The sequence below is a fragment of the Bacillus sp. JJ1566 genome (assembly GCF_036962685.1).
Lineage (GTDB): Bacteria > Bacillota > Bacilli > Bacillales > Bacillaceae_L > Ferdinandcohnia.
In genome coordinates, this window is record NZ_JBALOP010000016.1 from 32,251 (window position 1) to 54,673 (window position 22,423).

At 39.8% G+C, this 22,423-nt stretch carries 26 protein-coding genes and 1 other annotated feature; all 26 genes read right to left on the minus strand.

The genetic code is table 11. From position 1 onward, the window contains the following. Window positions 1–28 precede the first annotated feature (28 nt). Entirely contained in the window at window positions 29–214 is a 186-nt protein-coding gene (gene rpsN, locus V7112_RS08080) for a 30S ribosomal protein S14 (RefSeq protein ID WP_010285078.1), read from the minus strand. A gap of 13 nt (window positions 215–227) precedes the next feature. Continuing rightward, a complete protein-coding gene (rplE, locus tag V7112_RS08085; protein ID WP_335417532.1) occupies window positions 228–767 on the minus strand; it encodes a 50S ribosomal protein L5 in 540 nt (179 codons plus the stop codon). 24 nt (window positions 768–791) lie between these two features. Further along, window positions 792–1,103 carry a 50S ribosomal protein L24 gene (gene rplX, locus V7112_RS08090; RefSeq protein ID WP_335417535.1) on the minus strand — a complete coding sequence of 104 codons (312 nt, stop codon included), beginning with the start codon at window positions 1,101–1,103 and terminating at the stop codon, window positions 792–794. Between the two features lie 37 nt (window positions 1,104–1,140). Beyond that, on the minus strand, window positions 1,141–1,509 hold the full coding sequence (gene rplN / locus V7112_RS08095) for a 50S ribosomal protein L14 (protein ID WP_335417537.1): 369 nt from the start codon (window positions 1,507–1,509) through the stop codon (window positions 1,141–1,143). A gap of 47 nt (window positions 1,510–1,556) precedes the next feature. Then, window positions 1,557–1,820, minus strand: a complete 264-nt coding sequence (gene rpsQ, locus V7112_RS08100; protein WP_335417539.1) for a 30S ribosomal protein S17 — start codon at window positions 1,818–1,820, stop codon at window positions 1,557–1,559. A gap of 28 nt (window positions 1,821–1,848) precedes the next feature. Continuing rightward, complete coding sequence (gene rpmC / locus V7112_RS08105; RefSeq protein ID WP_010285065.1) at window positions 1,849–2,046, minus strand: 50S ribosomal protein L29; 198 nt, start codon at window positions 2,044–2,046, stop codon at window positions 1,849–1,851. Then, window positions 2,036–2,470, minus strand: coding sequence for a 50S ribosomal protein L16 (rplP, locus tag V7112_RS08110; RefSeq protein ID WP_335417541.1), 435 nt, complete (start codon window positions 2,468–2,470; stop codon window positions 2,036–2,038). Before rplP ends, rpmC begins: the two co-directional genes overlap by 11 nt. Before the next feature lies 1 nt (window position 2,471). Next, entirely contained in the window at window positions 2,472–3,128 is a 657-nt protein-coding gene (gene rpsC, locus V7112_RS08115; RefSeq protein WP_335417543.1) for a 30S ribosomal protein S3, read from the minus strand. Between the two features lie 3 nt (window positions 3,129–3,131). Then, window positions 3,132–3,473 (minus strand): 50S ribosomal protein L22, encoded by a 342-nt coding sequence (gene rplV, locus V7112_RS08120; RefSeq protein ID WP_010285059.1) that lies wholly within the window; start codon window positions 3,471–3,473, stop codon window positions 3,132–3,134. A 17-nt stretch (window positions 3,474–3,490) separates the two neighbouring features. Then, window positions 3,491–3,769, minus strand: coding sequence for a 30S ribosomal protein S19 (gene rpsS, locus V7112_RS08125; protein WP_136379910.1), 279 nt, complete (start codon window positions 3,767–3,769; stop codon window positions 3,491–3,493). A gap of 57 nt (window positions 3,770–3,826) precedes the next feature. Next, window positions 3,827–4,657: a 50S ribosomal protein L2 gene (gene rplB, locus V7112_RS08130; protein WP_335417546.1), complete on the minus strand. Its 831-nt coding sequence runs from the start codon at window positions 4,655–4,657 to the stop codon at window positions 3,827–3,829. A gap of 26 nt (window positions 4,658–4,683) precedes the next feature. Next, window positions 4,684–4,971, minus strand: a complete 288-nt coding sequence (gene rplW, locus V7112_RS08135; protein WP_136379912.1) for a 50S ribosomal protein L23 — start codon at window positions 4,969–4,971, stop codon at window positions 4,684–4,686. Next, window positions 4,971–5,594 (minus strand): 50S ribosomal protein L4, encoded by a 624-nt coding sequence (gene rplD / locus V7112_RS08140; RefSeq protein ID WP_335417549.1) that lies wholly within the window; start codon window positions 5,592–5,594, stop codon window positions 4,971–4,973. Before rplD ends, rplW begins: the two co-directional genes overlap by 1 nt. Before the next feature lie 24 nt (window positions 5,595–5,618). Beyond that, window positions 5,619–6,248: a 50S ribosomal protein L3 gene (rplC, locus tag V7112_RS08145; RefSeq protein ID WP_335417551.1), complete on the minus strand. Its 630-nt coding sequence runs from the start codon at window positions 6,246–6,248 to the stop codon at window positions 5,619–5,621. Between the two features lie 43 nt (window positions 6,249–6,291). Then, window positions 6,292–6,600, minus strand: coding sequence for a 30S ribosomal protein S10 (gene rpsJ / locus V7112_RS08150; RefSeq protein WP_003348621.1), 309 nt, complete (start codon window positions 6,598–6,600; stop codon window positions 6,292–6,294). Between the two features lie 364 nt (window positions 6,601–6,964). Next, window positions 6,965–8,155 carry an elongation factor Tu gene (tuf, locus tag V7112_RS08155; RefSeq protein WP_335417553.1) on the minus strand — a complete coding sequence of 397 codons (1,191 nt, stop codon included), beginning with the start codon at window positions 8,153–8,155 and terminating at the stop codon, window positions 6,965–6,967. A 120-nt stretch (window positions 8,156–8,275) separates the two neighbouring features. Continuing rightward, window positions 8,276–10,354 carry an elongation factor G gene (gene fusA / locus V7112_RS08160; RefSeq protein WP_335417555.1) on the minus strand — a complete coding sequence of 693 codons (2,079 nt, stop codon included), beginning with the start codon at window positions 10,352–10,354 and terminating at the stop codon, window positions 8,276–8,278. An 84-nt stretch (window positions 10,355–10,438) separates the two neighbouring features. Beyond that, entirely contained in the window at window positions 10,439–10,909 is a 471-nt protein-coding gene (gene rpsG / locus V7112_RS08165) for a 30S ribosomal protein S7 (RefSeq protein ID WP_335417558.1), read from the minus strand. Between the two features lie 38 nt (window positions 10,910–10,947). Then, entirely contained in the window at window positions 10,948–11,370 is a 423-nt protein-coding gene (gene rpsL, locus V7112_RS08170; RefSeq protein WP_335417560.1) for a 30S ribosomal protein S12, read from the minus strand. 105 nt (window positions 11,371–11,475) lie between these two features. Further along, window positions 11,476–11,724, minus strand: a complete 249-nt coding sequence (locus V7112_RS08175; RefSeq protein ID WP_335417562.1) for a 50S ribosomal protein L7ae-like protein — start codon at window positions 11,722–11,724, stop codon at window positions 11,476–11,478. A 140-nt stretch (window positions 11,725–11,864) separates the two neighbouring features. Then, window positions 11,865–15,461, minus strand: a complete 3,597-nt coding sequence (gene rpoC, locus V7112_RS08180; protein WP_335417564.1) for a DNA-directed RNA polymerase subunit beta' — start codon at window positions 15,459–15,461, stop codon at window positions 11,865–11,867. Between the two features lie 130 nt (window positions 15,462–15,591). Then, window positions 15,592–19,161 carry a DNA-directed RNA polymerase subunit beta gene (gene rpoB, locus V7112_RS08185; RefSeq protein ID WP_335417566.1) on the minus strand — a complete coding sequence of 1,190 codons (3,570 nt, stop codon included), beginning with the start codon at window positions 19,159–19,161 and terminating at the stop codon, window positions 15,592–15,594. Between the two features lie 493 nt (window positions 19,162–19,654). Continuing rightward, on the minus strand, window positions 19,655–20,278 hold the full coding sequence (locus tag V7112_RS08190) for a class I SAM-dependent methyltransferase (protein WP_335417568.1): 624 nt from the start codon (window positions 20,276–20,278) through the stop codon (window positions 19,655–19,657). Between the two features lie 115 nt (window positions 20,279–20,393). Then, window positions 20,394–20,756, minus strand: a complete 363-nt coding sequence (gene rplL, locus V7112_RS08195) for a 50S ribosomal protein L7/L12 (protein ID WP_335417570.1) — start codon at window positions 20,754–20,756, stop codon at window positions 20,394–20,396. Between the two features lie 61 nt (window positions 20,757–20,817). Further along, window positions 20,818–21,318: a 50S ribosomal protein L10 gene (gene rplJ / locus V7112_RS08200; RefSeq protein WP_335417573.1), complete on the minus strand. Its 501-nt coding sequence runs from the start codon at window positions 21,316–21,318 to the stop codon at window positions 20,818–20,820. A 75-nt stretch (window positions 21,319–21,393) separates the two neighbouring features. Continuing rightward, window positions 21,394–21,524 (minus strand) — a sequence feature (ribosomal protein L10 leader region). 62 nt (window positions 21,525–21,586) lie between these two features. Continuing rightward, on the minus strand, window positions 21,587–22,276 hold the full coding sequence (gene rplA, locus V7112_RS08205) for a 50S ribosomal protein L1 (RefSeq protein ID WP_335417575.1): 690 nt from the start codon (window positions 22,274–22,276) through the stop codon (window positions 21,587–21,589). Between the last annotated feature and the right edge of the window lie 147 nt (window positions 22,277–22,423).

The window sequence follows — 22,423 nt, forward strand, 5'->3', positions numbered from 1 at the left end:
TATTTTTACCTCCTTCCCAATTCGGGGTTTACCAACTTGCTTTTTTTACACCAGGAATTTGACCCTTATAAGCTAGTTCACGGAAACAAATACGGCATAATTTAAATTTACGTAATACAGAGTGTGGACGGCCACAACGTTCGCAACGAGTGTACTCTTGTACTTTAAATTTCTGTGTGCGTTTTTGTTTCGCAATCATTGATTTTTTAGCCACGTTTTCGCCTCCTTTATTTTTGGAACGGCATACCGAACGCTGTTAATAACTCACGAGCTTCTTCGTCAGTATTTGCAGTAGTTACGATAACGATATCCATACCACGAACTTTACTTACTTTATCGTAATCAATTTCAGGGAAAATTAATTGTTCTTTTACACCTAAAGTGTAGTTACCACGACCATCGAATGATTTCTTTGGTACTCCACGGAAATCACGTACACGTGGTAGTGAGATAGAAACAAGCTTATCTAAAAATTCGTACATACGCTCACCGCGTAGTGTAACTTTCGCACCGATTGGCATTCCTTCACGAAGACGGAAACCAGCGATTGAGTTTTTAGCTTTTGTAATTACTGGCTTTTGACCACTTAGAGCAGCTAATTCCTCTACTGCGTTGTCTAATACTTTAGAGTTTTGAACTGCGTCACCAACACCCATGTTGATCACGATTTTTTCTACTTTTGGAACCTGCATAACAGACTTATAGTTAAACTTGCTCACTAGAGCAGGTGTAATTTCTTTTTGAAACTTTTCTTTTAGGCGGTTCATGTAAGTACCTCCTTTCTTCATTTACTATTTATCTAAAACTTCACCGGATTTTTTTGCTACACGTACCTTTTTGCCATTAACTTCTTTGTAACCAACACGTGATGGTGTACCAGATTTAGGATCTAATGGCATTACATTTGATACATGAATAGGTGCCTCTTGGCTAATGATACCACCTTGTGGATTCGCTTGAGACGGTTTTGAGTGTTTCTTTACGATATTAACGCCTTCTACAAGAACACGGTCTTTCTTAGGGTAGCTTTCAAGGATCACACCTTGTTTACCTTTATCTTTCCCTGAAATAACCTGTACCTTGTCACCCTTTTTTACATGCATCTAGTTCGCACCTCCTTAAAGGCTAATCGATTTCGAATTATAATACTTCTGGAGCTAGTGAAACAATTTTCATAAAGTTACTATCACGTAATTCACGTGCTACTGGACCGAAGATACGAGTTCCACGTGGACTCTTGTCGTCACGGATAATAACACAAGCATTTTCATCAAAACGGATGTATGTTCCGTCATTACGACGTACACCACGCTTCGTACGTACAACTACGGCTTTAACAACGTCACCTTTTTTAACAACGCCACCTGGTGTTGCTTGTTTTACTGTAACTACAATAACATCACCAATATTAGCTGTTTTACGACCAGAGCCACCTAATACTTTAATAGTTAGTACCTCACGTGCTCCTGAGTTGTCAGCAACTTTCAAACGAGTTTCTTGTTGAATCATTCATGAAACCTCCCTTCGGATTATTGATTGATCCGAACAAAATATAATTAGATAATAACTGCTTTCTCAACCACTTCAACAAGACGGAAGCGTTTTGTAGCAGATAATGGACGAGTCTCCATAATTCTAACGATGTCGCCAATTTTAGCAGCATTGTTTTCATCATGAGCTTTAAATTTCTTTGAATACTTTACGCGTTTACCGTAAAGGGAATGCTTTTTATAAGTTTCTACAAGAACAGTTACTGTTTTATCCATTTTGTCAGATACAACACGTCCAGTGTAGACCTTACGTTGGTTACGTTCACTCACTATCGTAGACCTCCTTCCTGGTTATCGATTATTTACGACCGATTTCTCTTTCGCGGACTACTGTTTTCATACGAGCGATCGATTTACGAACTTCACGAATACGTGCAGTATTCTCAAGTTGACCAGTAGCTAGTTGAAAGCGAAGGTTAAATAACTCTTCTTTTAATGATTTTACTTTTTGTTCAATTTCGGCAGTGGTAAGGTCACGGATTTCATTAGCTTTCATTTGATTCACCACCAATTTCTTCACGTTTTACGAACTTAGTTTTAACTGGTAGCTTATGAGCTGCTAGGCGTAGAGCTTCACGAGCGATCTCTTCAGATACACCAGCAATTTCAAATAATACTTTTCCAGGCTTAACAACAGCCACCCATCCTTCAGGAGCACCTTTACCGGAACCCATACGTACCTCTAAAGGTTTAGCTGTATATGGCTTAGATGGGAAAATTTTAATCCAAACTTTACCGCCACGTTTCATATAACGTGTCATTGCGATACGAGCAGCTTCGATTTGACGATTTGTAATCCAAGAAGCATCTTGAGCTTGTAAACCGTACTCACCGAAATGTACTTCAGTACCACCTTTTGCTTGACCACGCATTTTTCCACGGTGTTCTCTGCGGTATTTCACACGTTTTGGTAATAACATATTATTTTCCTCCTTCCTGAGTTTTCTTCTTCGTAGGAAGGACCTCTCCACGATAGATCCATACTTTTACACCGATTTTTCCGTAAGTTGTATCAGCTTCAGCAGTACCGTAATCAATGTCTGCGCGAAGTGTGTGAAGTGGAACTGTTCCTTCACTATAGTGTTCTGCACGAGCGATATCAGCTCCGCCTAAACGACCAGAAGTTTGCGTTTTAATACCTTGTGCACCAGCACGCATTGAGCGTTGGATAGCTTGTTTCTGTGCACGACGGAAAGAAACACGGTTTTCTAATTGGCGAGCAATATTTTCAGCTACTAGAGTTGCATCAAGATCAGCTCTTTTGATTTCAAGGATGTTGATGTGTACTCTCTTACCTGTTAATTGGTTTAATGCTTTACGAAGTGCTTCAACTTCTGTACCACCTTTACCAATTACCATACCTGGTTTAGCAGTATGGACAGTAACGTTAATACGGTTAGCTGCACGTTCAATTTCAATTTTAGAGACAGAAGCATCACTTAAACGTTTTGCGATGTATTCGCGAACTTTAAGGTCTTCGTGTAATAAATCTGCATAGTCTTTGCCTGCGTACCATTTTGACTCCCAGTCACGGATGATGCCGACACGCATTCCAATTGGATTAACTTTTTGACCCACTACTTATCCCTCCTTCTTTTCTGATACCACGATTGTAATGTGGCTAGTGCGCTTATTAATCTGACTTGCACGTCCCATAGCTCTTGGACGGAATCTTTTTAATGTTGGACCTTCATTTACATACGCTTCAGTAATAACTAGGTTATTAGCGTCCATTTCGTAGTTATGCTCTGCATTCGCAATCGCAGAATTTAATACCTTTTCTACAACAGGAGAAGCAGCTTTTGGAGTATGACGTAGGATTGCGATTGCTTCACCTACTTGCTTGCCTCGAATTAAATCTGCTACTAAACGAACTTTACGAGGAGCAATACGAACTGTTCTCGCAACAGCTTTTGCTTGCATAGATAATCCTCCTCTCATTAACGTCTTGTTTTCTTATCGTCACTTGCGTGGCCTTTGTAAGTACGAGTTGGTGCAAATTCACCAAGTTTGTGACCTACCATATCTTCAGTAACATATACTGGTACATGCTTACGACCATCATATACAGCAATTGTATTACCGATGAATTGTGGGAAAATCGTTGAACGACGTGACCAAGTTTTAATTACTTGCTTTTTCTCAGATCCGTTTTGATTTTCAACCTTTTTCATTAAGTGATCATCAACAAAAGGTCCTTTTTTCAAACTGCGTCCCATAAGTGAACCTCCCTTCGTGATTGACCTACGGTTCCGATGAACCGTAGCACAATCCCGTTATTTTTTACGACTACGTACGATAAATTTATCGGATTTGTTTGTCTTCTTACGAGTTTTCGCACCAAGAGTAGGTTTGCCCCATGGAGTCATAGGAGATTTACGTCCGATAGGTGCTTTACCTTCACCACCACCGTGTGGGTGATCGTTAGGGTTCATTACAGATCCACGAACTGTTGGGCGCTTGCCTAACCAGCGTGAACGTCCTGCTTTACCAATGTTAACTAGTTCATGTTGTTCGTTACCCACTTGACCTACAGTTGCGCGGCAAGTAGCTAGGATCATGCGAACTTCACCTGAATTTAAACGAACTAATACATATTTACCTTCTTTACCAAGTACTTGTGCAGAAGTACCAGCTGAACGAACTAATTGTCCACCTTTACCAGGTTTTAATTCGATGTTGTGTACTACTGTACCTACTGGAATATTTGCTAATGGAAGAGCGTTACCTATTTTAATGTCAGCTTCAGAACCTGACACTACCTCCATACCTACTTTTAGGTTTTTTGGAGCAATAATGTAGCGTTTTTCTCCATCTGCATAGTTAATTAATGCAATGTTCGCTGAACGGTTTGGATCGTATTCGATTGTAGCAACGCGTCCTGGTATACCATCTTTTTCACGTTTAAAGTCAATTACACGATATTGACGTTTGTGTCCGCCAGCTTGATGACGTACTGTGATTTTACCTTGGTTATTACGACCAGCTTTTTTGTGTAAAGGTGCAAGTAATGATTTCTCGGGTCTGTCAGTAGTGATTTCAGCAAAATCAAGTGAAGTCATATTACGACGACCATTTGAGGTTGGTTTGTAATGTTTAATCGCCATCTCTATTTCCCTCCTTCTCTATAAAATTAAACTTCAAAGAATTCGATTTCTTTGCTGTCTTCAGTTAATTTAACGATAGCTTTTCTGCGTCGATTTGTATATCCACTGTAACGTCCTACACGCTTGAACTTACCTTTGTAGTTCATGATGTTTACTTTTTCAACCTTCACACCGAAAATTTGCTCAATCGCATCTTTAACTTCAGTTTTGTTAGATTTCACGTCTACATCAAATGTGTATTTCTTTTCAGCCATTAGGTCTGATGAACGTTCAGTAATAACAGGGCTCTTAATAATATCACGAGGATCTTTCATTATGCGAGCACCTCCTCTACTTTTTCCACCGCAGCTTTAGTAATCACAAGCTTATCATGGTTAAGAACATCAAGAACACTTACTCCATTTGCAGTAACTACTGTTACTCCTTGGATATTACGTGCTGAAAGTTCTACTGCTTCGTTTACATCAGCAGTAACGATTAACGCTTTGCGCTCAACGTTTAAACCTTTCAGTACCGCAACCATGTCTTTAGTTTTAGGAGTTTCTAATACTAGATTGTCTAATACTAGAATGTTTTCCTCTAATACCTTAGTAGATAATGCTGATTTGATTGCTAAACGGCGTACTTTTTTAGGTAATTTGTAGCTATAGCTTCTTGGAGTTGGACCAAATACTGTTCCACCGCCGCGCCATTGTGGTGAACGAATTGAACCTTGACGAGCACGACCAGTACCCTTTTGACGCCATGGTTTACGTCCTCCGCCTGCTACTTCAGAACGAATCTTTGTTTTGTGTGTTCCTTGACGTAAGGAAGCTCTTTGCATGATAACTGCATCGAATAAAACTTGTTGATTTGGTTCCACGCCGAATACAGAATCGTTTAACTCGATTTCTCCAACAGCTGAACCAGTTTGGTTATACAATGATACTTTAGGCATTCAAATGTCCTCCTTTCTGTTAAATTATTTCGCTTTAACAGCTTTCTTTACTGTAATAACAGATTTTCTCGCACCAGGTACATTACCTTTTACTAGAAGAAGATTACGCTCTGTATCTACTTTCACGATTTCTAAGTTTTGTACTGTGATACGTTCTCCACCCATACGACCAGGTAGAAGTTTGTTTTTGAATACACGGTTTGGAGCTACAGGTCCCATTGAACCAGGACGACGGTGATAACGAGAACCGTGAGACATAGGTCCACGAGATTGTCCGTGTCGCTTGATCGCACCTTGGAATCCTTTACCTTTTGATTTTCCTGTTACATCAACAATATCTCCTTCAGCGAAGATATCAACTTTGACTTCCTGACCAACTTCAAACTCATCTAAGTTAACTCCGCGTAATTCGCGAACGAAGCGCTTAGGTGCAGTGTTTGCTTTTGATGCATGACCCTTTTCAGGTTTGTTTGAAAGCTTTTCTCTTTTATCTTCGAAACCGATTTGAACAGCTTCGTATCCATCAGTTTCAACTGATTTCTTTTGAAGAACTACGTTTGGAGAAGCTTCAATTACAGTTACAGGGATTAGCTCACCGTTACCTACGAATACTTGAGTCATACCAATTTTTCTTCCTAAGATTCCTTTGGTCATTAGTCACACCTCCTATAATATTTACAATTTATCTCATTTTAAATTAAAGTTTGATTTCAATGTCAACACCAGATGGTAAATCTAAACGCATTAATGAATCAACTGTTTGTGGTGTTGGGTTAATGATGTCGATTAAGCGTTTGTGCGTACGCATTTCGAATTGTTCACGAGAGTCTTTGTACTTGTGAACAGCACGAAGAATCGTATAAACAGACTTCTCAGTTGGAAGTGGGATTGGACCAGAAACTGCCGCACCTGAACGTTTTGCTGTCTCTACGATTTTTTCTGCAGATTGATCAAGAATTCTGTGATCATATGCTTTTAAACGAATACGAATTTTTTGTTTTGCCATTATTTTCCCTCCTTTTTCGCCTACTTTTTAAAATAGACCTTCTCCGTGGAAATTTCCTTACACTCGCCATGGCAAAGCGGCCGGGTGTATCAGCAACCTTCCACATCATCGCAGTCAAAGACCAACATTGTCTATTATATAGAAACCAAATACGAAATGCAACATAAATCTTCGTTTTATGCATGTCTTTCGCACTTTTTCAATTATACACACCATGGATAGACATTTCAACAAAAGTCCCAATTTATTTTTGCGTTAGATTCTGGAAATTAATCTATTTCAATTTCTGCAAAGTTTCTTCTATTATATAGAGCACAAAAAAACAGGCGGGATTATCCGCCTGTTTTATAAACACTTATCGTTATTACTCTTGGATTGTAGCAACAACGCCAGCGCCTACTGTACGTCCACCTTCACGAATAGAGAACTTAGTTCCTTCTTCGATCGCAACTGAAGCGATTAGTTCAACAGTCATTTCGATGTTGTCACCAGGCATTACCATTTCTACGCCTTCTGGAAGATTACAAATTCCAGTTACATCAGTTGTACGGAAGTAGAACTGAGGACGGTAGTTTGAGAAGAATGGAGTATGACGTCCACCTTCTTCTTTTGATAAAACGTAAACTTCAGCTTTGAACTTTGTGTGTGGCTTGATTGTACCTGGTTTAGCAAGTACTTGACCACGTTGGATATCATCACGAGAAACACCACGAAGTAGTGCACCAATGTTGTCACCAGCTTCAGCAAAATCAAGAAGCTTACGGAACATTTCAACACCTGTTACAGTAGTTGTTTTTGGCTCTTCAGTTAAACCGATGATTTCAACAACTTCACCAACTTTAACTTGTCCACGCTCAACACGACCTGTAGCAACAGTACCACGACCAGTGATTGAGAATACGTCCTCAACTGGCATCATGAATGGCTTTTCAGTGTCACGTTGTGGAGTTGGAACATATTCGTCAACAGCAGCCATTAATTCAATAACTTTTTCTTCCCACTCAGGCTCACCTTCTAGAGCTTTAAGAGCAGAACCTTTGATTACTGGTACATCGTCACCAGGGAATTCGTATTCAGAAAGAAGGTCACGAACTTCCATTTCTACTAATTCTAATAATTCTTCATCGTCTACCATGTCACATTTGTTCATGAATACAACTAGGTAAGGAACACCTACTTGACGAGAAAGAAGGATGTGCTCACGAGTTTGTGGCATTGGGCCATCAGCAGCAGATACTACTAAGATACCACCGTCCATTTGAGCAGCACCAGTGATCATGTTTTTAACATAGTCAGCATGTCCTGGGCAGTCAACGTGTGCATAGTGACGGTTTTCAGTTTCGTACTCAACGTGTGAAGTTGAGATTGTGATTCCACGCTCACGCTCTTCAGGCGCTCCATCAATTTGGTCATAACCCATTGCTGCGCCTTTTCCGCTTCTTTTAGCAAGAACAGTAGTGATAGCAGCTGTTAAAGTAGTTTTACCATGGTCAACGTGTCCAATTGTACCAATATTAGCATGTGGTTTCGAACGGTCAAATTTCTCTTTTCCCATTTGAAAAGCCTCCTTAAGTATCATTTATTTTAATATTAAGTATGATATCCCGAAAGTGGGGTTGTCCCCACTTTCAAGGCCTACATAAGTAGTTATACTTGATGTAAAGGCGAAAATCAATTATTCACCTTTATTTTTTTTGATAATTTCTTCAGAAATTGATTTTGGTACTTCTTCGTAGTGATCGAAGTGCATAGTGAATACTCCACGACCTTGTGTGTTAGAACGTAAAGAAGTAGCATAACCAAACATTTCAGATAGTGGAACCATCGCACGTACTACTTGTGCATTACCGCGAGCTTCCATACCTTCAACGCGTCCACGACGAGAAGTGATACCACCCATAATGTCACCCATGTATTCTTCAGGAATAACAACTTCAACCTTCATTACAGGCTCAAGAATAACTGGTTGACATTTTGATGCAGCGTTTTTAAGAGCCATAGATGCAGCAATCTTAAACGCCATTTCACTGGAGTCAACATCATGGTATGATCCATCATAAAGTCTAGCTTTGATATCTACTAAAGGATAACCAGCTAGAACCCCTCTATCAAGAGCATCTTCTAGACCAGCTTGTACAGCAGGGATGTATTCACGTGGTACTACCCCACCAACAATTCCGTTTTCAAATTCGAAGCCTTTTCCTTCTTCGTTTGGTGAGAATTCAATCCAAACGTGTCCGTATTGTCCGCGTCCACCTGATTGACGAGCGAATTTACCTTCAACCTGTGCAGATTGACGGAATGTTTCACGGTACGCAACCTGTGGAGCACCAACGTTTGCTTCTACTTTGAACTCACGCTTCATACGGTCAACTAGTACGTCTAGGTGTAACTCACCCATACCAGCAATGATCGTTTGACCTGTCTCTTGGTCAGTGTGTGCTCTGAATGTTGGATCTTCTTCTTGAAGCTTTTGTAAAGCTGTAGACATTTTGTCTTGGTCAGCTTTTGATTTAGGCTCAACAGAAAGTTGAATAACTGGCTCTGGGAATGTCATGGATTCAAGAATTACGTTATCCTTTTCATCACATAGTGTATCACCAGTTGTTGTATCTTTTAATCCTACAGCTGCAGCGATGTCACCAGCATAAACAGTTGAGATTTCCTCACGGTGGTTCGCATGCATTTGAAGGATACGTCCGATACGCTCACGCTTTCCTTTAGTTGAGTTCTTAACGTATGATCCAGAGTTTAAAGTACCTGAATACACACGGAAGAATGTTAATTTACCTACATAAGGGTCAGTCATTACTTTAAACGCAAGAGCTGAGAATGGCTCACTGTCGTCTGAATGACGTTCAATATCTTCCCCAGTATCTGCATCATGACCTGAAATTGATGCTACATCTGTAGGAGCTGGAAGATAATCAATTACTGCATCAAGCATTTTTTGAACACCTTTGTTCTTAAATGCAGTACCACACATAACAGGGTAGAATTCAACCGAAAGTGTAGCAGTACGAATTGCTTTTTTCAATTCCTCGTTAGAGATTTCTTCTCCGCCAAGGTATCTTTCCATTAAATCTTCATCTAATTCCGCTACAGCTTCTACAAGCTTTTCACGGTATTCATTTGCTTGGTCTAGATATTCTTCAGGAATTTCTCCTTCTTCAACATCAGTACCTAAGTCATTACCATAGAATGTTGCAGTCATTTCAACAAGGTCAATAATACCTCTGAATTGATCTTCCGCACCAATCGGTAATTGAATTGGGTGTGCATTCGCTTGCAGACGGTCATGAAGTGTACCAACAGAATATAAGAAGTCAGCACCAATCTTGTCCATTTTGTTTACGAATACAGCACGTGGAACTCCGTAAGTTGTAGCTTGTCGCCAAACTGTTTCAGTTTGCGGCTCAACTCCAGACTGTGCATCAAGAACAGTTACAGCACCATCAAGTACACGAAGTGAACGTTCAACCTCAACTGTGAAGTCTACGTGTCCCGGTGTGTCGATGATGTTAACGCGGTGACCCTTCCATGATGCAGTTGTAGCTGCAGATGTAATTGTGATACCACGCTCTTGTTCTTGCTCCATCCAGTCCATTTGAGACGCACCTTCATGAGTTTCACCAAGTTTGTGAATTTTACCAGTGTAATAAAGAATACGCTCAGTAGTTGTTGTTTTACCAGCATCGATGTGTGCCATGATACCAATATTACGAGTGTTTTCTAAGGAGAACTCTCTTGCCATTTGGGTCTTTCTCCTTCCTATGAGTAAGTATGGATTTTTTATTGTAGTAATGGCTCTGTTAAATAGATTAACAGAGCTCTTATTTTACCAACGGTAGTGAGCAAATGCTTTGTTTGCTTCTGCCATTTTGTGAGTATCTTCACGCTTCTTAACAGATGCACCAGAGTTGTTAGCTGCATCTAGGATTTCGTTAGCTAAACGCTCTTCCATCGTTTTTTCACCACGAAGACGAGAATAGTTTACTAACCAACGTAAACCTAAAGTAGTACGACGGTCTGGGCGAACTTCAACAGGAACTTGATAGTTTGCACCACCTACACGACGTGCTTTTACTTCTAGGACAGGCATGATGTTTTTGATTGCTTGTTCAAACACTTCCATTGCATCTTTACCTGAACGTTGTTGAACTAATTCAAACGCATTATATAAAATCGCTTGTGATTTACCTCTTTTTCCATCAACCATCATTTTGTTGATTAAACGAGTTACAAGCTTTGAATTGTAAATCGGATCTGGTAATACATCTCTTTTAGCAACAGGTCCTTTACGAGGCATTGATATTTCCTCCTTTCAGTCTTAAATATGTTAGTCTATTATTTCTTAGCCGCTTTTGGTCTCTTAGTACCGTATTTAGAACGACTTTGCGCACGGTTATTAACACCAGCAGTATCTAGCGCACCACGAACGATGTGATAACGCACCCCTGGTAAGTCCTTAACACGTCCACCACGAATTAGTACAACACTGTGCTCTTGTAAGTTGTGACCAATTCCTGGGATGTAAGCAGTAACCTCAATTCCGTTTGTTAAACGTACACGAGCATACTTACGAAGCGCCGAGTTCGGCTTCTTAGGAGTCATAGTACCAACACGAGTACAAACACCACGCTTTTGAGGTGAAGTAGTATTAGTTTGTGACTTTTTGAAGCTGTTATAACCTTTATTTAAAGCTGGAGAGTCTGAAGTTGAAACTTTTGTTTCACGACCCTTACGAATTAATTGGTTAATTGTAGGCATTATTTGTTTCCTCCCTTCCACTTTCTTTAAGACCACATATCCAGGTGGTTCATTTTTTTACAAAAAACAAAGTCTTTGTAGAACCTTTTTCCACAAAAACAGTTTTTAATTAATAATCGCCACAGTAGAAGCCCCTACTTCGATTCCGCAAGCTTTTCCGAGCTTCTTCATCGAATCAACCTTTGATATCGGAATTTGTTGTTCTTCAGCCAATTGTAACACTTTATTAATTACACGGCGATCAGCATCTTCTGCTACAACAATTTCTAATACTTTATCGGTTTGTATTGCTTTTACTGCTTGCTTAGTACCAATAATAATCTTCTTTGCCTGTAATACTTTTTCATAAGACATATAAAATATCCTCCAAAGTAACAGGTTTAAGGAGCACCTTAGATATATTAACACCCTAAGAGAAGGATGTCAACCACAAGTAAATAAAATTATTTTGCTCGTAGTAGACATCCAATATCTTAGATATGCTCTTCTAACCTTTATTCAACACCCACTGGATCTTCTTGTTGCTGGGCAACTACCGGTTCTGCACGACGATAGCGAGTCATACCTGTACCTGCTGGAACAAGCTTACCAATAATTACATTTTCTTTTAATCCTAGTAACTCATCACGTTTTCCTTTAATTGCAGCATCAGTTAGGACACGTGTTGTCTCCTGGAATGACGCAGCAGATAGGAATGAATCAGTTTCTAGTGATGCCTTTGTAATACCCAGAAGTACTGGTCTACCAGTAGCAGGAGCTTTACCTTCTAGTAAAACTTTCGTGTTTGCATCAGTGAACTGATGTACATCAAGTAATGATCCTGGTAATACATCTGTGTCGCCTGCATCTGTGACTCTAACTTTACGAAGCATTTGTCTTACCATTACTTCAACGTGTTTATCACCGATTTCAACACCCTGCATACGATATACTTTTTGTACTTCTTTTAATAGGTATTCCTGGACAGCTGTCGTATTTGTAACCTTTAATAATTCCTTCGGATCTACGGAACCTTCTGTTAGTACCTGACCACTCTCAACCTGCTCTCCTTCAGCAACCTTCAAGCGAGCGCTGTAAGGTGCAGTGTACGAACGAGATTCTACATCACCTTGGATCACAATTTCTTGCTGTCTATCTTTTACTTCGTTAATGGACGTGATTACACCATTAATTTCCGTAATAACGGCTTGACCTTTCGGATTTCTCGCTTCAAATAGCTCTTGAATACGAGGTAAACCTTGAGTAATGTCGTCTCCTGCAACCCCACCAGTATGGAACGTACGCATTGTAAGCTGTGTTCCCGGTTCACCGATAGATTGAGCAGCGATGATACCAACTGCTTCACCAACTTCAACCTCTGATCCTGTTGCAAGATTTCGGCCATAACATTTTTTACATACGCCATGGCGTGTATTACATGTAAATGCAGAACGAATTGTTACTTCTTCAACACCCGCATCTACAATTGCTATTGCGAGATCTTCTGTTATTAATTCGTTTTCTGCAACTAACACTTCATTTGTTTCTGGGTGGACAACTTTCTTTCTTGCATAACGGCCATGTAGACGCTCATCGAGAGGTTCAATTATTTCTGTTCCCTCTTTTAACGCACTAACGAGTAAGCCACGGTCTGTTCCACAGTCATCTTCACGTACGATAACGTCTTGAGCAACGTCAACTAGACGTCTTGTTAAGTAACCAGAGTCCGCTGTCTTTAGGGCTGTATCTGCAAGACCTTTACGCGCACCGTGAGTCGAGATAAAGTACTCTAATACCGTTAAACCTTCACGGAAGCTTGATTTAATTGGAAGTTCAATGATACGTCCAGCCGGGTTCGCCATAAGTCCACGCATACCAGCTAACTGTGTGAAGTTAGACGCGTTACCACGGGCACCTGAATCACTCATCATGAAGATCGGGTTACGCTTATCAAGTGAAGCCATTAGCTTACTTTGAATTGTATCCTTCGCAGCACTCCAGATTGAGATAACACGATCATAACGCTCATCCTCTGTAATTAAACCACGTCTAAATTGTTTTAATACATTATCAACCTTCGCTTGTGCTTGTGCTAAAATCTCTTCTTTTTCAGCTAGTACAACAATGTCAGCCACACCAACGGTAATACCTGCTTTTGTTGAATGCTTAAATCCAAGATCCTTCATGCGGTCAAGCATTTTTGAGGTTTCTGTAATTTTAAAACGTTTGAAGACTTCGGCGATAATATTACCGAGAATTTTCTTCTTGAACGGATCAACCTGTTCCTGACTTTGAATTAATTCTTTAACATTTGCACCTTTAGGAATGAAATACTTTTCAGGTGTTTTCACTTCCAGGTTCGTTTTTGTAGGTTCGTTAATATACGGGAACGATTTAGGAAGAATCTCGTTAAAAATTAACTTACCAACTGTTGTCATAAGCAACATGTTATTTTGTTCTTCGGTAAATGTCTCGTTATTTAGTGAACCAGCATGTACAGCAACCCTTGTGTGGTAGTGTACATAGCCATTTTGATACGCAAGAATAGCTTCGTTTGTATCCTTAAAGACCATTCCTTCACCGATTGCACCAGGACGTTCCATCGTTAGGTAATAGTTACCTAATACCATATCCTGTGATGGCGTAACAACTGGTTTTCCATCCTTCGGGTTAAGAATGTTTTGTGCTGCTAACATTAGTATCCTTGCTTCTGCCTGTGCTTCTGCAGAAAGTGGTACGTGAACCGCCATTTGGTCACCGTCGAAGTCTGCGTTATAGGCAGTACAAACGAGTGGGTGAAGACGAATTGCGCGTCCTTCAACTAATGTTGGTTCGAAAGCTTGGATTCCTAATCGGTGCAATGTAGGGGCACGGTTTAAGAGAACCGGATGCTCCTTAATGACTGATTCGAGCACATCCCAAACCTCTGGTTGAACGCGTTCGATTTTACGCTTTGCACTCTTTATGTTATGAGCAAGCCCTTTTTCAACAAGCTCTTTCATTACAAATGGTTTAAATAATTCCAATGCCATTTCCTTAGGTAAACCACATTGGTACATCTTAAGGTTTGGACCTACTACGATAACGGAACGTCCAGAGTAGTCTACACGTTTACCTAATAGGTTTTGACGGAAACGACCTTGTTTCCCTTTCAACATATGAGAAAGTGATTTTAATGGACGATTACCAGGACCTGTAACAGGTCTTCCACGACGTCCATTATCAATCAATGCATCAACCGCTTCTTGAAGCATACGTTTTTCGTTCTGAACGATAATGCTTGGTGCACCTAAATCTAAGAGACGTTTTAAACGATTGTTACGGTTAATAACACGACGATATAAGTCATTTAAATCTGAAGTTGCAAAACGTCCACCGTCAAGCTGAACCATTGGTCGTAGTTCAGGAGGAATAACTGGTAGTACATCAAGAATCATCCATGAAGGCTCATTGCCTGAGTTACGGAATGCCTCTAGTACCTCTAGTCGTTTAATTGCACGAGTTCTTCTTTGTCCTTGAGAAGTTTTTAATTCTTCTTTAAGGGCATCAACTTCTTTTTCTAGATCAATATCAAGAAGAAGCTTTTTAATCGCTTCGGCACCCATTGCTGCATGGAATGTGTTTCCGTATTTTTCACGGTATGCACGGTATTCCTTTTCGGAAAGCAATTGCTTTTTATCTAAAGGAGTATCTCCAGTTTCGGTTACTACATAGGATGCGAAATAAATAACTTCTTCAAGTGCCCTAGGAGACATATCTAAAACAAGTCCCATTCGGCTTGGAATTCCTTTGAAATACCAAATATGTGATACAGGTGCAGCAAGTTCAATATGTCCCATGCGTTCACGACGAACTTTTGCACGAGTTACTTCAACGCCGCATCGGTCACAGACGACACCTTTGTAGCGAACACGCTTGTATTTACCACAGTGACATTCCCAGTCCTTTTGCGGACCAAAGATTCGTTCACAGAATAACCCATCTTTTTCTGGTTTTAATGTACGATAGTTGATTGTTTCTGGCTTCTTCACTTCACCGAAAGACCATGAACGGATTTTATCGGGTGAAGCGAGACCAATGCTCATGTATTCAAAATTATTAACATCTAGCAAGGGGCCTACCTCCCTTTTGATCTACAGGATTACCCTAATTGACCTTTGCTTTGAATGACTTACAATCAAATGCGCCTTTGGGGCTTTAACAATATTCAGCAGGAGTATGTACTTCTGCTGAATATGTTATCTATTCTTTTACAACTGCGTTCTTTTCTAATTCCACGTCGATTTGTTGGTCAGAATCAAGGGATATTCCCTCCGATTGACTTGCTTCTTCATCTTCATCTAAATCGCGCATTTCAATCTCTTCTTCATCACCGGAAAGCATCTTCACATCTAATCCTAGTGACTGAAGTTCTTTAATCAATACTTTGAACGATTCAGGGACACCAGGTTCTGGTACATTTTCACCCTTAACAATCGCTTCATATGTCTTCACACGACCAACTACATCGTCTGATTTAACTGTTAGGATTTCTTGTAGCGTATATGCAGCACCATAAGCTTCAAGCGCCCAAACTTCCATCTCACCGAAACGTTGTCCTCCAAACTGAGCTTTACCACCAAGTGGCTGCTGCGTAACAAGAGAATAAGGTCCAGTTGAACGAGCATGGAGTTTGTCATCAACCATGTGTGCTAATTTAATCATATACATAACACCAACAGAGACACGATTATCAAACGGTTCACCCGTTCTTCCGTCGTATAATACTGTCTTCGCATCACGAGACATTCCAGCTTCCTCTAACGTATCCCACACATCTTCTTCAGTTGCTCCATCAAAAACTGGTGACGCAACATGGATGCCCAGTGATCTAGCAGCCATACCTAAGTGAAGCTCTAGAACCTGACCAATGTTCATACGTGACGGAACCCCTAATGGATTTAACATGATATCGATTGGTGTTCCATCTGGAAGGAATGGCATATCCTCTTCTGGAAGAATTCTTGAAATTACCCCTTTATTTCCGTGACGACCAGCCATCTTATCGCCTTCGTGAATTTTACGTTTTTGAACGATATAGACACGAACAAGCTGGTTTACACCTGGTGGTAATTCATCTCCGTCTTCACGGTTAAATACTTTCACATCAAGGATAATCCCTTCACCACCATGTGGTACACGAAGAGAAGTATCACGGACCTCACGCGCTTTTTCACCGAAGATGGCATGTAAAAGTCGTTCTTCTGCTGTAAGCTCAGTTACCCCTTTAGGAGTAACCTTACCTACAAGTAGATCTCCATCTTTTACTTCTGCACCAATACGAATGATTCCACGTTCGTCAAGATTACGTAACGCATCTTCCCCAACGTTCGGAATATCACGTGTGATTTCTTCAGGTCCTAATTTTGTATCACGTGATTCTGATTCATATTCTTCAATATGAATTGATGTATACACATCGTCTTTTACAAGTCTTTCACTCATAATGATGGCATCTTCATAGTTATATCCATCCCAAGTCATAAAACCAACAAGAACGTTGCGTCCTAAAGCCAGTTCACCTTGTTCCATTGAAGGACCATCTGCAAGGATTTCTCCTTTTACAACTTCGTCCCCTTCTGTAACAATTGGGCGTTGGTTATAACATGTACCTTGGTTAGAGCGGATAAATTTAAGAAGACGATATTTATCAAGGTCACCTTTTACCTTTTGACCATCTACTTCTGCATAGCGACGTACCCAAATTTGTTTTGCTTCTACACGTTCAACAACACCCGGGTGTTTACAGATAACAGCAGCACCTGAGTCTTTACCAGATACATATTCCATACCTGTACCAACAAGTGGAGCCTCTGGGTTCATTAATGGAACAGCTTGACGTTGCATGTTCGCACCCATAAGCGCACGGTTCGAGTCGTCATTTTCTAAGAATGGAATACAAGCTGTTGCAGCAGATACAACTTGTTTTGGCGATACGTCCATGTAGTCAATTCGATCGCGGTGAACAACTGTGTTTTCACCCTTGAAACGAGCAACTACATCTTCATCTAAGAATTCACCTTCGTCACTTAAACGTGAATTCGCCTGAGCGGTAACATAGTTATCTTCTTCATCTGCTGTTAAGTAATCAATTCGGTCTGTAACTTTACCTGTCTCAGGATCAACTCTTCGATATGGAGTTTCAATAAATCCAAATCGATTCACTTTTGCATAGGATGATAATGAGTTGATTAGTCCGATATTTGGACCTTCCGGCGTTTCAATCGGACACATACGGCCATAGTGAGAGTAGTGAACGTCACGCACTTCAAATCCTGCACGTTCACGTGTTAGTCCACCTGGTCCTAATGCTGATAGTCTTCGTTTATGTGTTAATTCTGCTAATGGATTTGTTTGGTCCATGAATTGTGAAAGCTGTGAACTACCAAAGAATTCTTTAATAGACGCAATCACCGGTCGAATATTGATTAGTTGTTGTGGAGTAATAGTATTCGTATCTTGAATTGACATTCTCTCACGAACAACACGTTCCATTCTTGATAATCCGATACGGAATTGGTTTTGCAGAAGCTCACCAACAGAACGTAAACGACGATTACCTAGATGGTCGATATCATCTGTATCTCCAACCTGATGTAACAGGTTAAAGAAATAGCTAATAGAAGAAAGAATATCCGCTTGTGTAATATTCTTAACGCCTTCTTCAACATAGGCATTTCCAATGACATTAATGACTTGTTCGCCATCCGGATCATTTGGAGCGTAAATTTTAATAGATTGAAGAATCGTTTCTTCATCAATTACGCCGCCTGATGGTTGAAGTGTTTTAAAACCAATGCCATTCTCTAAATACGGAATGACACGATCTAGCGTTCTACGATCAAGAAGAGTATCTTTTTCTACGATGATTTCACCTGTTTCAGGATCAACAAGTGTTTCCGCTAAACGTTGATTAAACAAACGGTTTTTAATATGAAGTTTTTTATTAATCTTGTAACGACCTACACTTGCAAGATCGTAACGCTTAGGATCAAAAAAGCGTGATTCTAATAAACTTTTTGCGTTATCTACTGTCGGAGGTTCTCCTGGACGTAGACGCTCATATATTTCTAGTAATGCTTTTTCTGTACTTTCTGTGTTGTCTTTCTCAAGCGTGTTACGTAAATATTCGTTCTCACCGAATAAATCGATGATTTCTTGATCAGAGCCGAACCCAAGCGCGCGTAAAAGAACCGTTACCGGTAATTTTCGGGTACGGTCGATACGAACATACACGACATCCTTCGCATCTGTTTCATACTCTAACCATGCACCACGGTTTGGAATTACCGTTGCAGTAAAGCCACGTTTTCCATTTTTATCAACTTTACCACTAAAATAGACACTCGGTGAACGAACCAATTGAGAAACAATTACACGTTCTGCACCATTGATAACGAATGTTCCTGTTTCTGTCATGAGTGGGAAGTCACCCATAAATACGTCTTGATCTTTTACTTCACCAGTTTCTTTATTGATCAAACGCACCTTAACTCGAAGTGGTGCTGAATAAGTAACATCTCTTTCTTTTGATTCTTCGACAGAATACTTTGGCTCACCTAAACTGTAATCAATGAACTCTAGAGATAGGTTACCTGTAAAATCTTCAATCGGGGAAATATCCTGGAACATCTCCCTAAGACCCTCATCAAGAAACCACTGATAAGAAGAGGTTTGAATCTCAATAAGATTTGGTAATTCTAAAACTTCACTAATACGAGCATAACTTCTTCGTTGGCGGTGTCGTCCATACTGAACTAGTTGACCTATCAACCCATTCACCCCTCATATCAAGCGTTATTAATCTTGCTAATTTATAAATACTTACTAATTATTAAAGTCTACTTTGGGAAACTTATATAATCAGTAAGAATGTTAACCACAAATCAAAATGATAGGACACATAACGCAGCCTATCAATTCCTAAATTACTCGACTTTTCATGCCAAATATGCACTGGTTTTTGTCTTTATAATTGCATTTAGGCAATAAAAAACAACCTTTTTTATAGACAAAAAGAAAAAGGGTTTCTACTAAGAAAACCACACTTTCAAAAACAAACTATTGATTTTATTAGTTTTTCCATACATACTATATTTATACATATATTTAATTTTTTAGTTATACATGGAAAAATTACATATCGGCATTATATAATGCTACCACACGAAAAATAGCCAGTCAACAGGTTTTTGTTTTTGTCAAGCACATTTTTTAGGCCCACACGATGTGGGTCACAAAGACGTTGCCACAGGACGTGGCGTTCTTAGTCTTTGACCCTAAGCCCGATTGTTCGTACAGCTTTAATAATATGGTAGCCTTTTTTTCTCGCAACGACTTCTACCTCTTCAAAAACTGTTTCAAGCTTCTGTATTGCAGATGGAGCTCCCTGCTTCTTTTGGATCACAACCCAAAGCTCTCCTCCAGGTACTAAATACTGATAACTTTCTTCCAAAATATGATGAACGACCTTTTTCCCTGCACGAATTGGCGGGTTAGAAATAATCGCAGCAAAACCACGAGTTTCTACTTTTGTAAATAAATCACTTTGGTGAATTTCAACATTGTGAACTTTATTCATTTCCGCATTCTTTTTCGCAAGCTCAATCGCTCGCTCATTCACATCAATCATTTCAACTGAACGTTCATTATGTACTTTTGCTAGCGCAAGACCAATCGGCCCATACCCACAACCAATATCTAAAAACGGACCAGCAACTTTAGGAGCACGAAATTCCTCTACTAGTAATCTCGACCCAAAGTCAACCTCGTCTTTCGAAAAAACACCGCTATCGCTTGTAAAAGAAAAAGAATGTCCCTTTAAAGCAAATGTCCATGTTTTTTGATTACTTGCTACCGTAGGTTTGCTAGTATAATAATGTTCGGCCATTTATGTATCTCCCAACATAAGAGTATATGAACAGTATACCCGTATCATTCCAAAACAATGAAAGTTTAAAAAAAGCTCGCTTTCTTAGCGAGCTTTTTCTTACGTTCATTAGTTATTACTTAACTTCTACGCCAGCTCCAACTTCTTCAAGTTTAGCTTTAACTTCTTCAGCATCTTCTTTAGAAACGCCTTCTTTGATTGGCTTTGGAGTGTTGTCAACAAGTTCTTTAGCTTCTTTTAAGCCAAGACCAGTGATTTCACGAACAACTTTGATAACCTTGATTTTTTGTGCACCAGCGTCTGTTAATACAACATCAAATTCAGATTGCTCAGCAGCAGCTTCAGCAGCGCCACCAGCAGCTACAGCTACAGGAGCAGCAGCAGTTACACCAAATTCTTCTTCGATTGCTTTTACTAGGTCATTTAGTTCTAAAACAGTCATATTTTTAACTGCTTCAATGATTTGTTCTTTAGTCATTAGAAAATCCTCCTTAAATAATTATCCTATTTGTATTTCGATTTGTATGTTTGTATTACGATTAAGCGCCTTGCTCTTCCTTTTGCTCTGCAACTGCTTTAGTAGCAAGTGCAAGGTTGCGGATTGGAGCTTGAAGTACGCTAAGCAACATAGAAAGTAAACCTTCGCGTGATGGTAGATCAGCAAGAGCTTTAACTTCCTCAAGAGTTGCGATGTTTCCTTCGATAACACCTGCTTTAATTTCTAATGCTTCATGCTTTTTCGCGAAGTCATTAAGAATTTTAGCAGGAGCAACTACGTCTTCATTACTGAATGCAATTGCGTTTGGTCCTGTTAATGCATCATTTAAACCAGCAAGCTCAGCTTGTTCTGCAGCGCGGCGAGTTAATGTGTTTTTATACACTTTGAAATCAATGCCTGCCTCACGAAGCTGCTTACGTAGTTCTGTTACTTCTGCAACAGATAGACCGCGGTAGTCTACAACGACAGTTGATTTACTTGCACGGAATTTGTCTGCAATTTCGGTTACGATTTGTTGCTTTTGTTCTACTGCACGACTCATTCTTCTACACCTCCTGTGAGTAATTTCAGACACTTGAAACCGTTCGGTGTTAGAGGGTGTTCAAAACGAACACATATCTAGATTAAAAAACCTCTATGCCAAGTAGACACAGAGGTAGTATTGATCAAGTTTATATACTACACCTCGGTAGGAGATTAAGCTTCGTAAAAAGCCCCTACTGTCTACGGTACAAATGCTATTCATTTGTTAACAACAAAATTTATTATATGAAATGCTTTCGCAAAAGTCAATATCCACTATTTTCTAATTAAAAAGTAGAAGCGTCAACTTTTACGCCAGGTCCCATCGTAGATGATACAGCAATGTTCTTCATATAAGTACCTTTTGCTGCAGATGGTTTAACCTTAAGCATAGTTTCATAAATTGTAGTGAAGTTCTCAATTAATTTTTGATCGTCAAATGAGACCTTACCAATTGGAACATGGATGTTTGAAGATTTATCAATGCGGTATTCAACTTTACCAGCTTTGATTTCGTTAACAGCTTTTGTTACGTCAAAAGTAACAGTACCTGTTTTAGGGTTTGGCATTAAACCTTTAGGTCCTAATACACGACCAAGCTTACCAACTTCACCCATCATGTCAGGAGTAGCTACGATTACATCAAACTCAAACCAACCTTGGTTGATCTTGGTGATGAACTCGCTATCGCCAACATAGTCAGCTCCAGCAGCTTCTGCTTCTTTTGCTTTTTCACCTTTAGCGAAAACTAATACACGTTGAGTTTTACCAGTACCGTTTGGTAGAACAACCGCACCACGAATTTGTTGGTCAGCTTTCTTAGGGTCAACTCCTAAACGGAATGCTACTTCAACAGTCGCATCAAATTTAGTTGTGTTTGTTTTCTTTACTAGTTCAATTGCTTCTGCAACTGAGTAAGTTTTTGTACGGTCTACTAATTTAGCAGCTTCAACGTACTTTTTACCTCTTTTTGCCATTATCATTTCCTCCTCAATTGTGGTTTTAACGGAATAACCTCCCACGTCAAGCAAACAGCATCATTTTTCATGCTGACGCTAGACAAAACAAAGGTTGCGAACGAAAGAAAAGAGATGTTCCATCCGCAACCCCCTAAAAACATTGTA

Excerpts from the sequence above, each read along its gene's own strand:
- rpmC (WP_010285065.1), bottom strand. The coding sequence starts at position 2,046 with ATGAAAGCTAATGAAATCCGTGACCTTACCACTGCCGAAATTGAACAA.
- rplP (WP_335417541.1), bottom strand. The coding sequence starts at position 2,470 with ATGTTATTACCAAAACGTGTGAAATACCGCAGAGAACACCGTGGAAAA.
- rplW (WP_136379912.1), bottom strand. The coding sequence starts at position 4,971 with ATGAAAGATCCTCGTGATATTATTAAGAGCCCTGTTATTACTGAACGT.
- rplA (WP_335417575.1), bottom strand. The coding sequence starts at position 22,276 with ATGGCAAAAAGAGGTAAAAAGTACGTTGAAGCTGCTAAATTAGTAGAC.
- rpsJ (WP_003348621.1), bottom strand. The coding sequence starts at position 6,600 with ATGGCAAAACAAAAAATTCGTATTCGTTTAAAAGCATATGATCACAGA.
- rplD (WP_335417549.1), bottom strand. The coding sequence starts at position 5,594 with ATGCCTAAAGTATCATTGTATAACCAAACTGGTTCAGCTGTTGGAGAA.
- rpsS (WP_136379910.1), bottom strand. The coding sequence starts at position 3,769 with ATGGGACGCAGTTTGAAAAAAGGACCTTTTGTTGATGATCACTTAATG.
- rplE (WP_335417532.1), bottom strand. The coding sequence starts at position 767 with ATGAACCGCCTAAAAGAAAAGTTTCAAAAAGAAATTACACCTGCTCTA.
- fusA (WP_335417555.1), bottom strand. The coding sequence starts at position 10,354 with ATGGCAAGAGAGTTCTCCTTAGAAAACACTCGTAATATTGGTATCATG.
- tuf (WP_335417553.1), bottom strand. The coding sequence starts at position 8,155 with ATGGGAAAAGAGAAATTTGACCGTTCGAAACCACATGCTAATATTGGT.
- rpsL (WP_335417560.1), bottom strand. The coding sequence starts at position 11,370 with ATGCCTACAATTAACCAATTAATTCGTAAGGGTCGTGAAACAAAAGTT.
- rplX (WP_335417535.1), bottom strand. The coding sequence starts at position 1,103 with ATGCATGTAAAAAAGGGTGACAAGGTACAGGTTATTTCAGGGAAAGAT.
- rplL (WP_335417570.1), bottom strand. The coding sequence starts at position 20,756 with ATGACTAAAGAACAAATCATTGAAGCAGTTAAAAATATGACTGTTTTA.
- V7112_RS08175 (WP_335417562.1), bottom strand. The coding sequence starts at position 11,724 with ATGTCTTATGAAAAAGTATTACAGGCAAAGAAGATTATTATTGGTACT.
- rplJ (WP_335417573.1), bottom strand. The coding sequence starts at position 21,318 with ATGAGTCGTGCAGTAGAACAAAAGCAACAAATCGTAACCGAAATTGCA.
- rplN (WP_335417537.1), bottom strand. The coding sequence starts at position 1,509 with ATGATTCAACAAGAAACTCGTTTGAAAGTTGCTGACAACTCAGGAGCA.
- rplV (WP_010285059.1), bottom strand. The coding sequence starts at position 3,473 with ATGCAAGCAAAAGCTGTTGCGAGAACAGTTCGTATTGCTCCTCGTAAA.
- rpsG (WP_335417558.1), bottom strand. The coding sequence starts at position 10,909 with ATGCCTCGTAAAGGACCTGTTGCTAAAAGAGATGTATTACCAGATCCG.
- rplB (WP_335417546.1), bottom strand. The coding sequence starts at position 4,657 with ATGGCGATTAAACATTACAAACCAACCTCAAATGGTCGTCGTAATATG.
- V7112_RS08190 (WP_335417568.1), bottom strand. The coding sequence starts at position 20,278 with ATGGCCGAACATTATTATACTAGCAAACCTACGGTAGCAAGTAATCAA.
- rplC (WP_335417551.1), bottom strand. The coding sequence starts at position 6,248 with ATGACCAAAGGAATCTTAGGAAGAAAAATTGGTATGACTCAAGTATTC.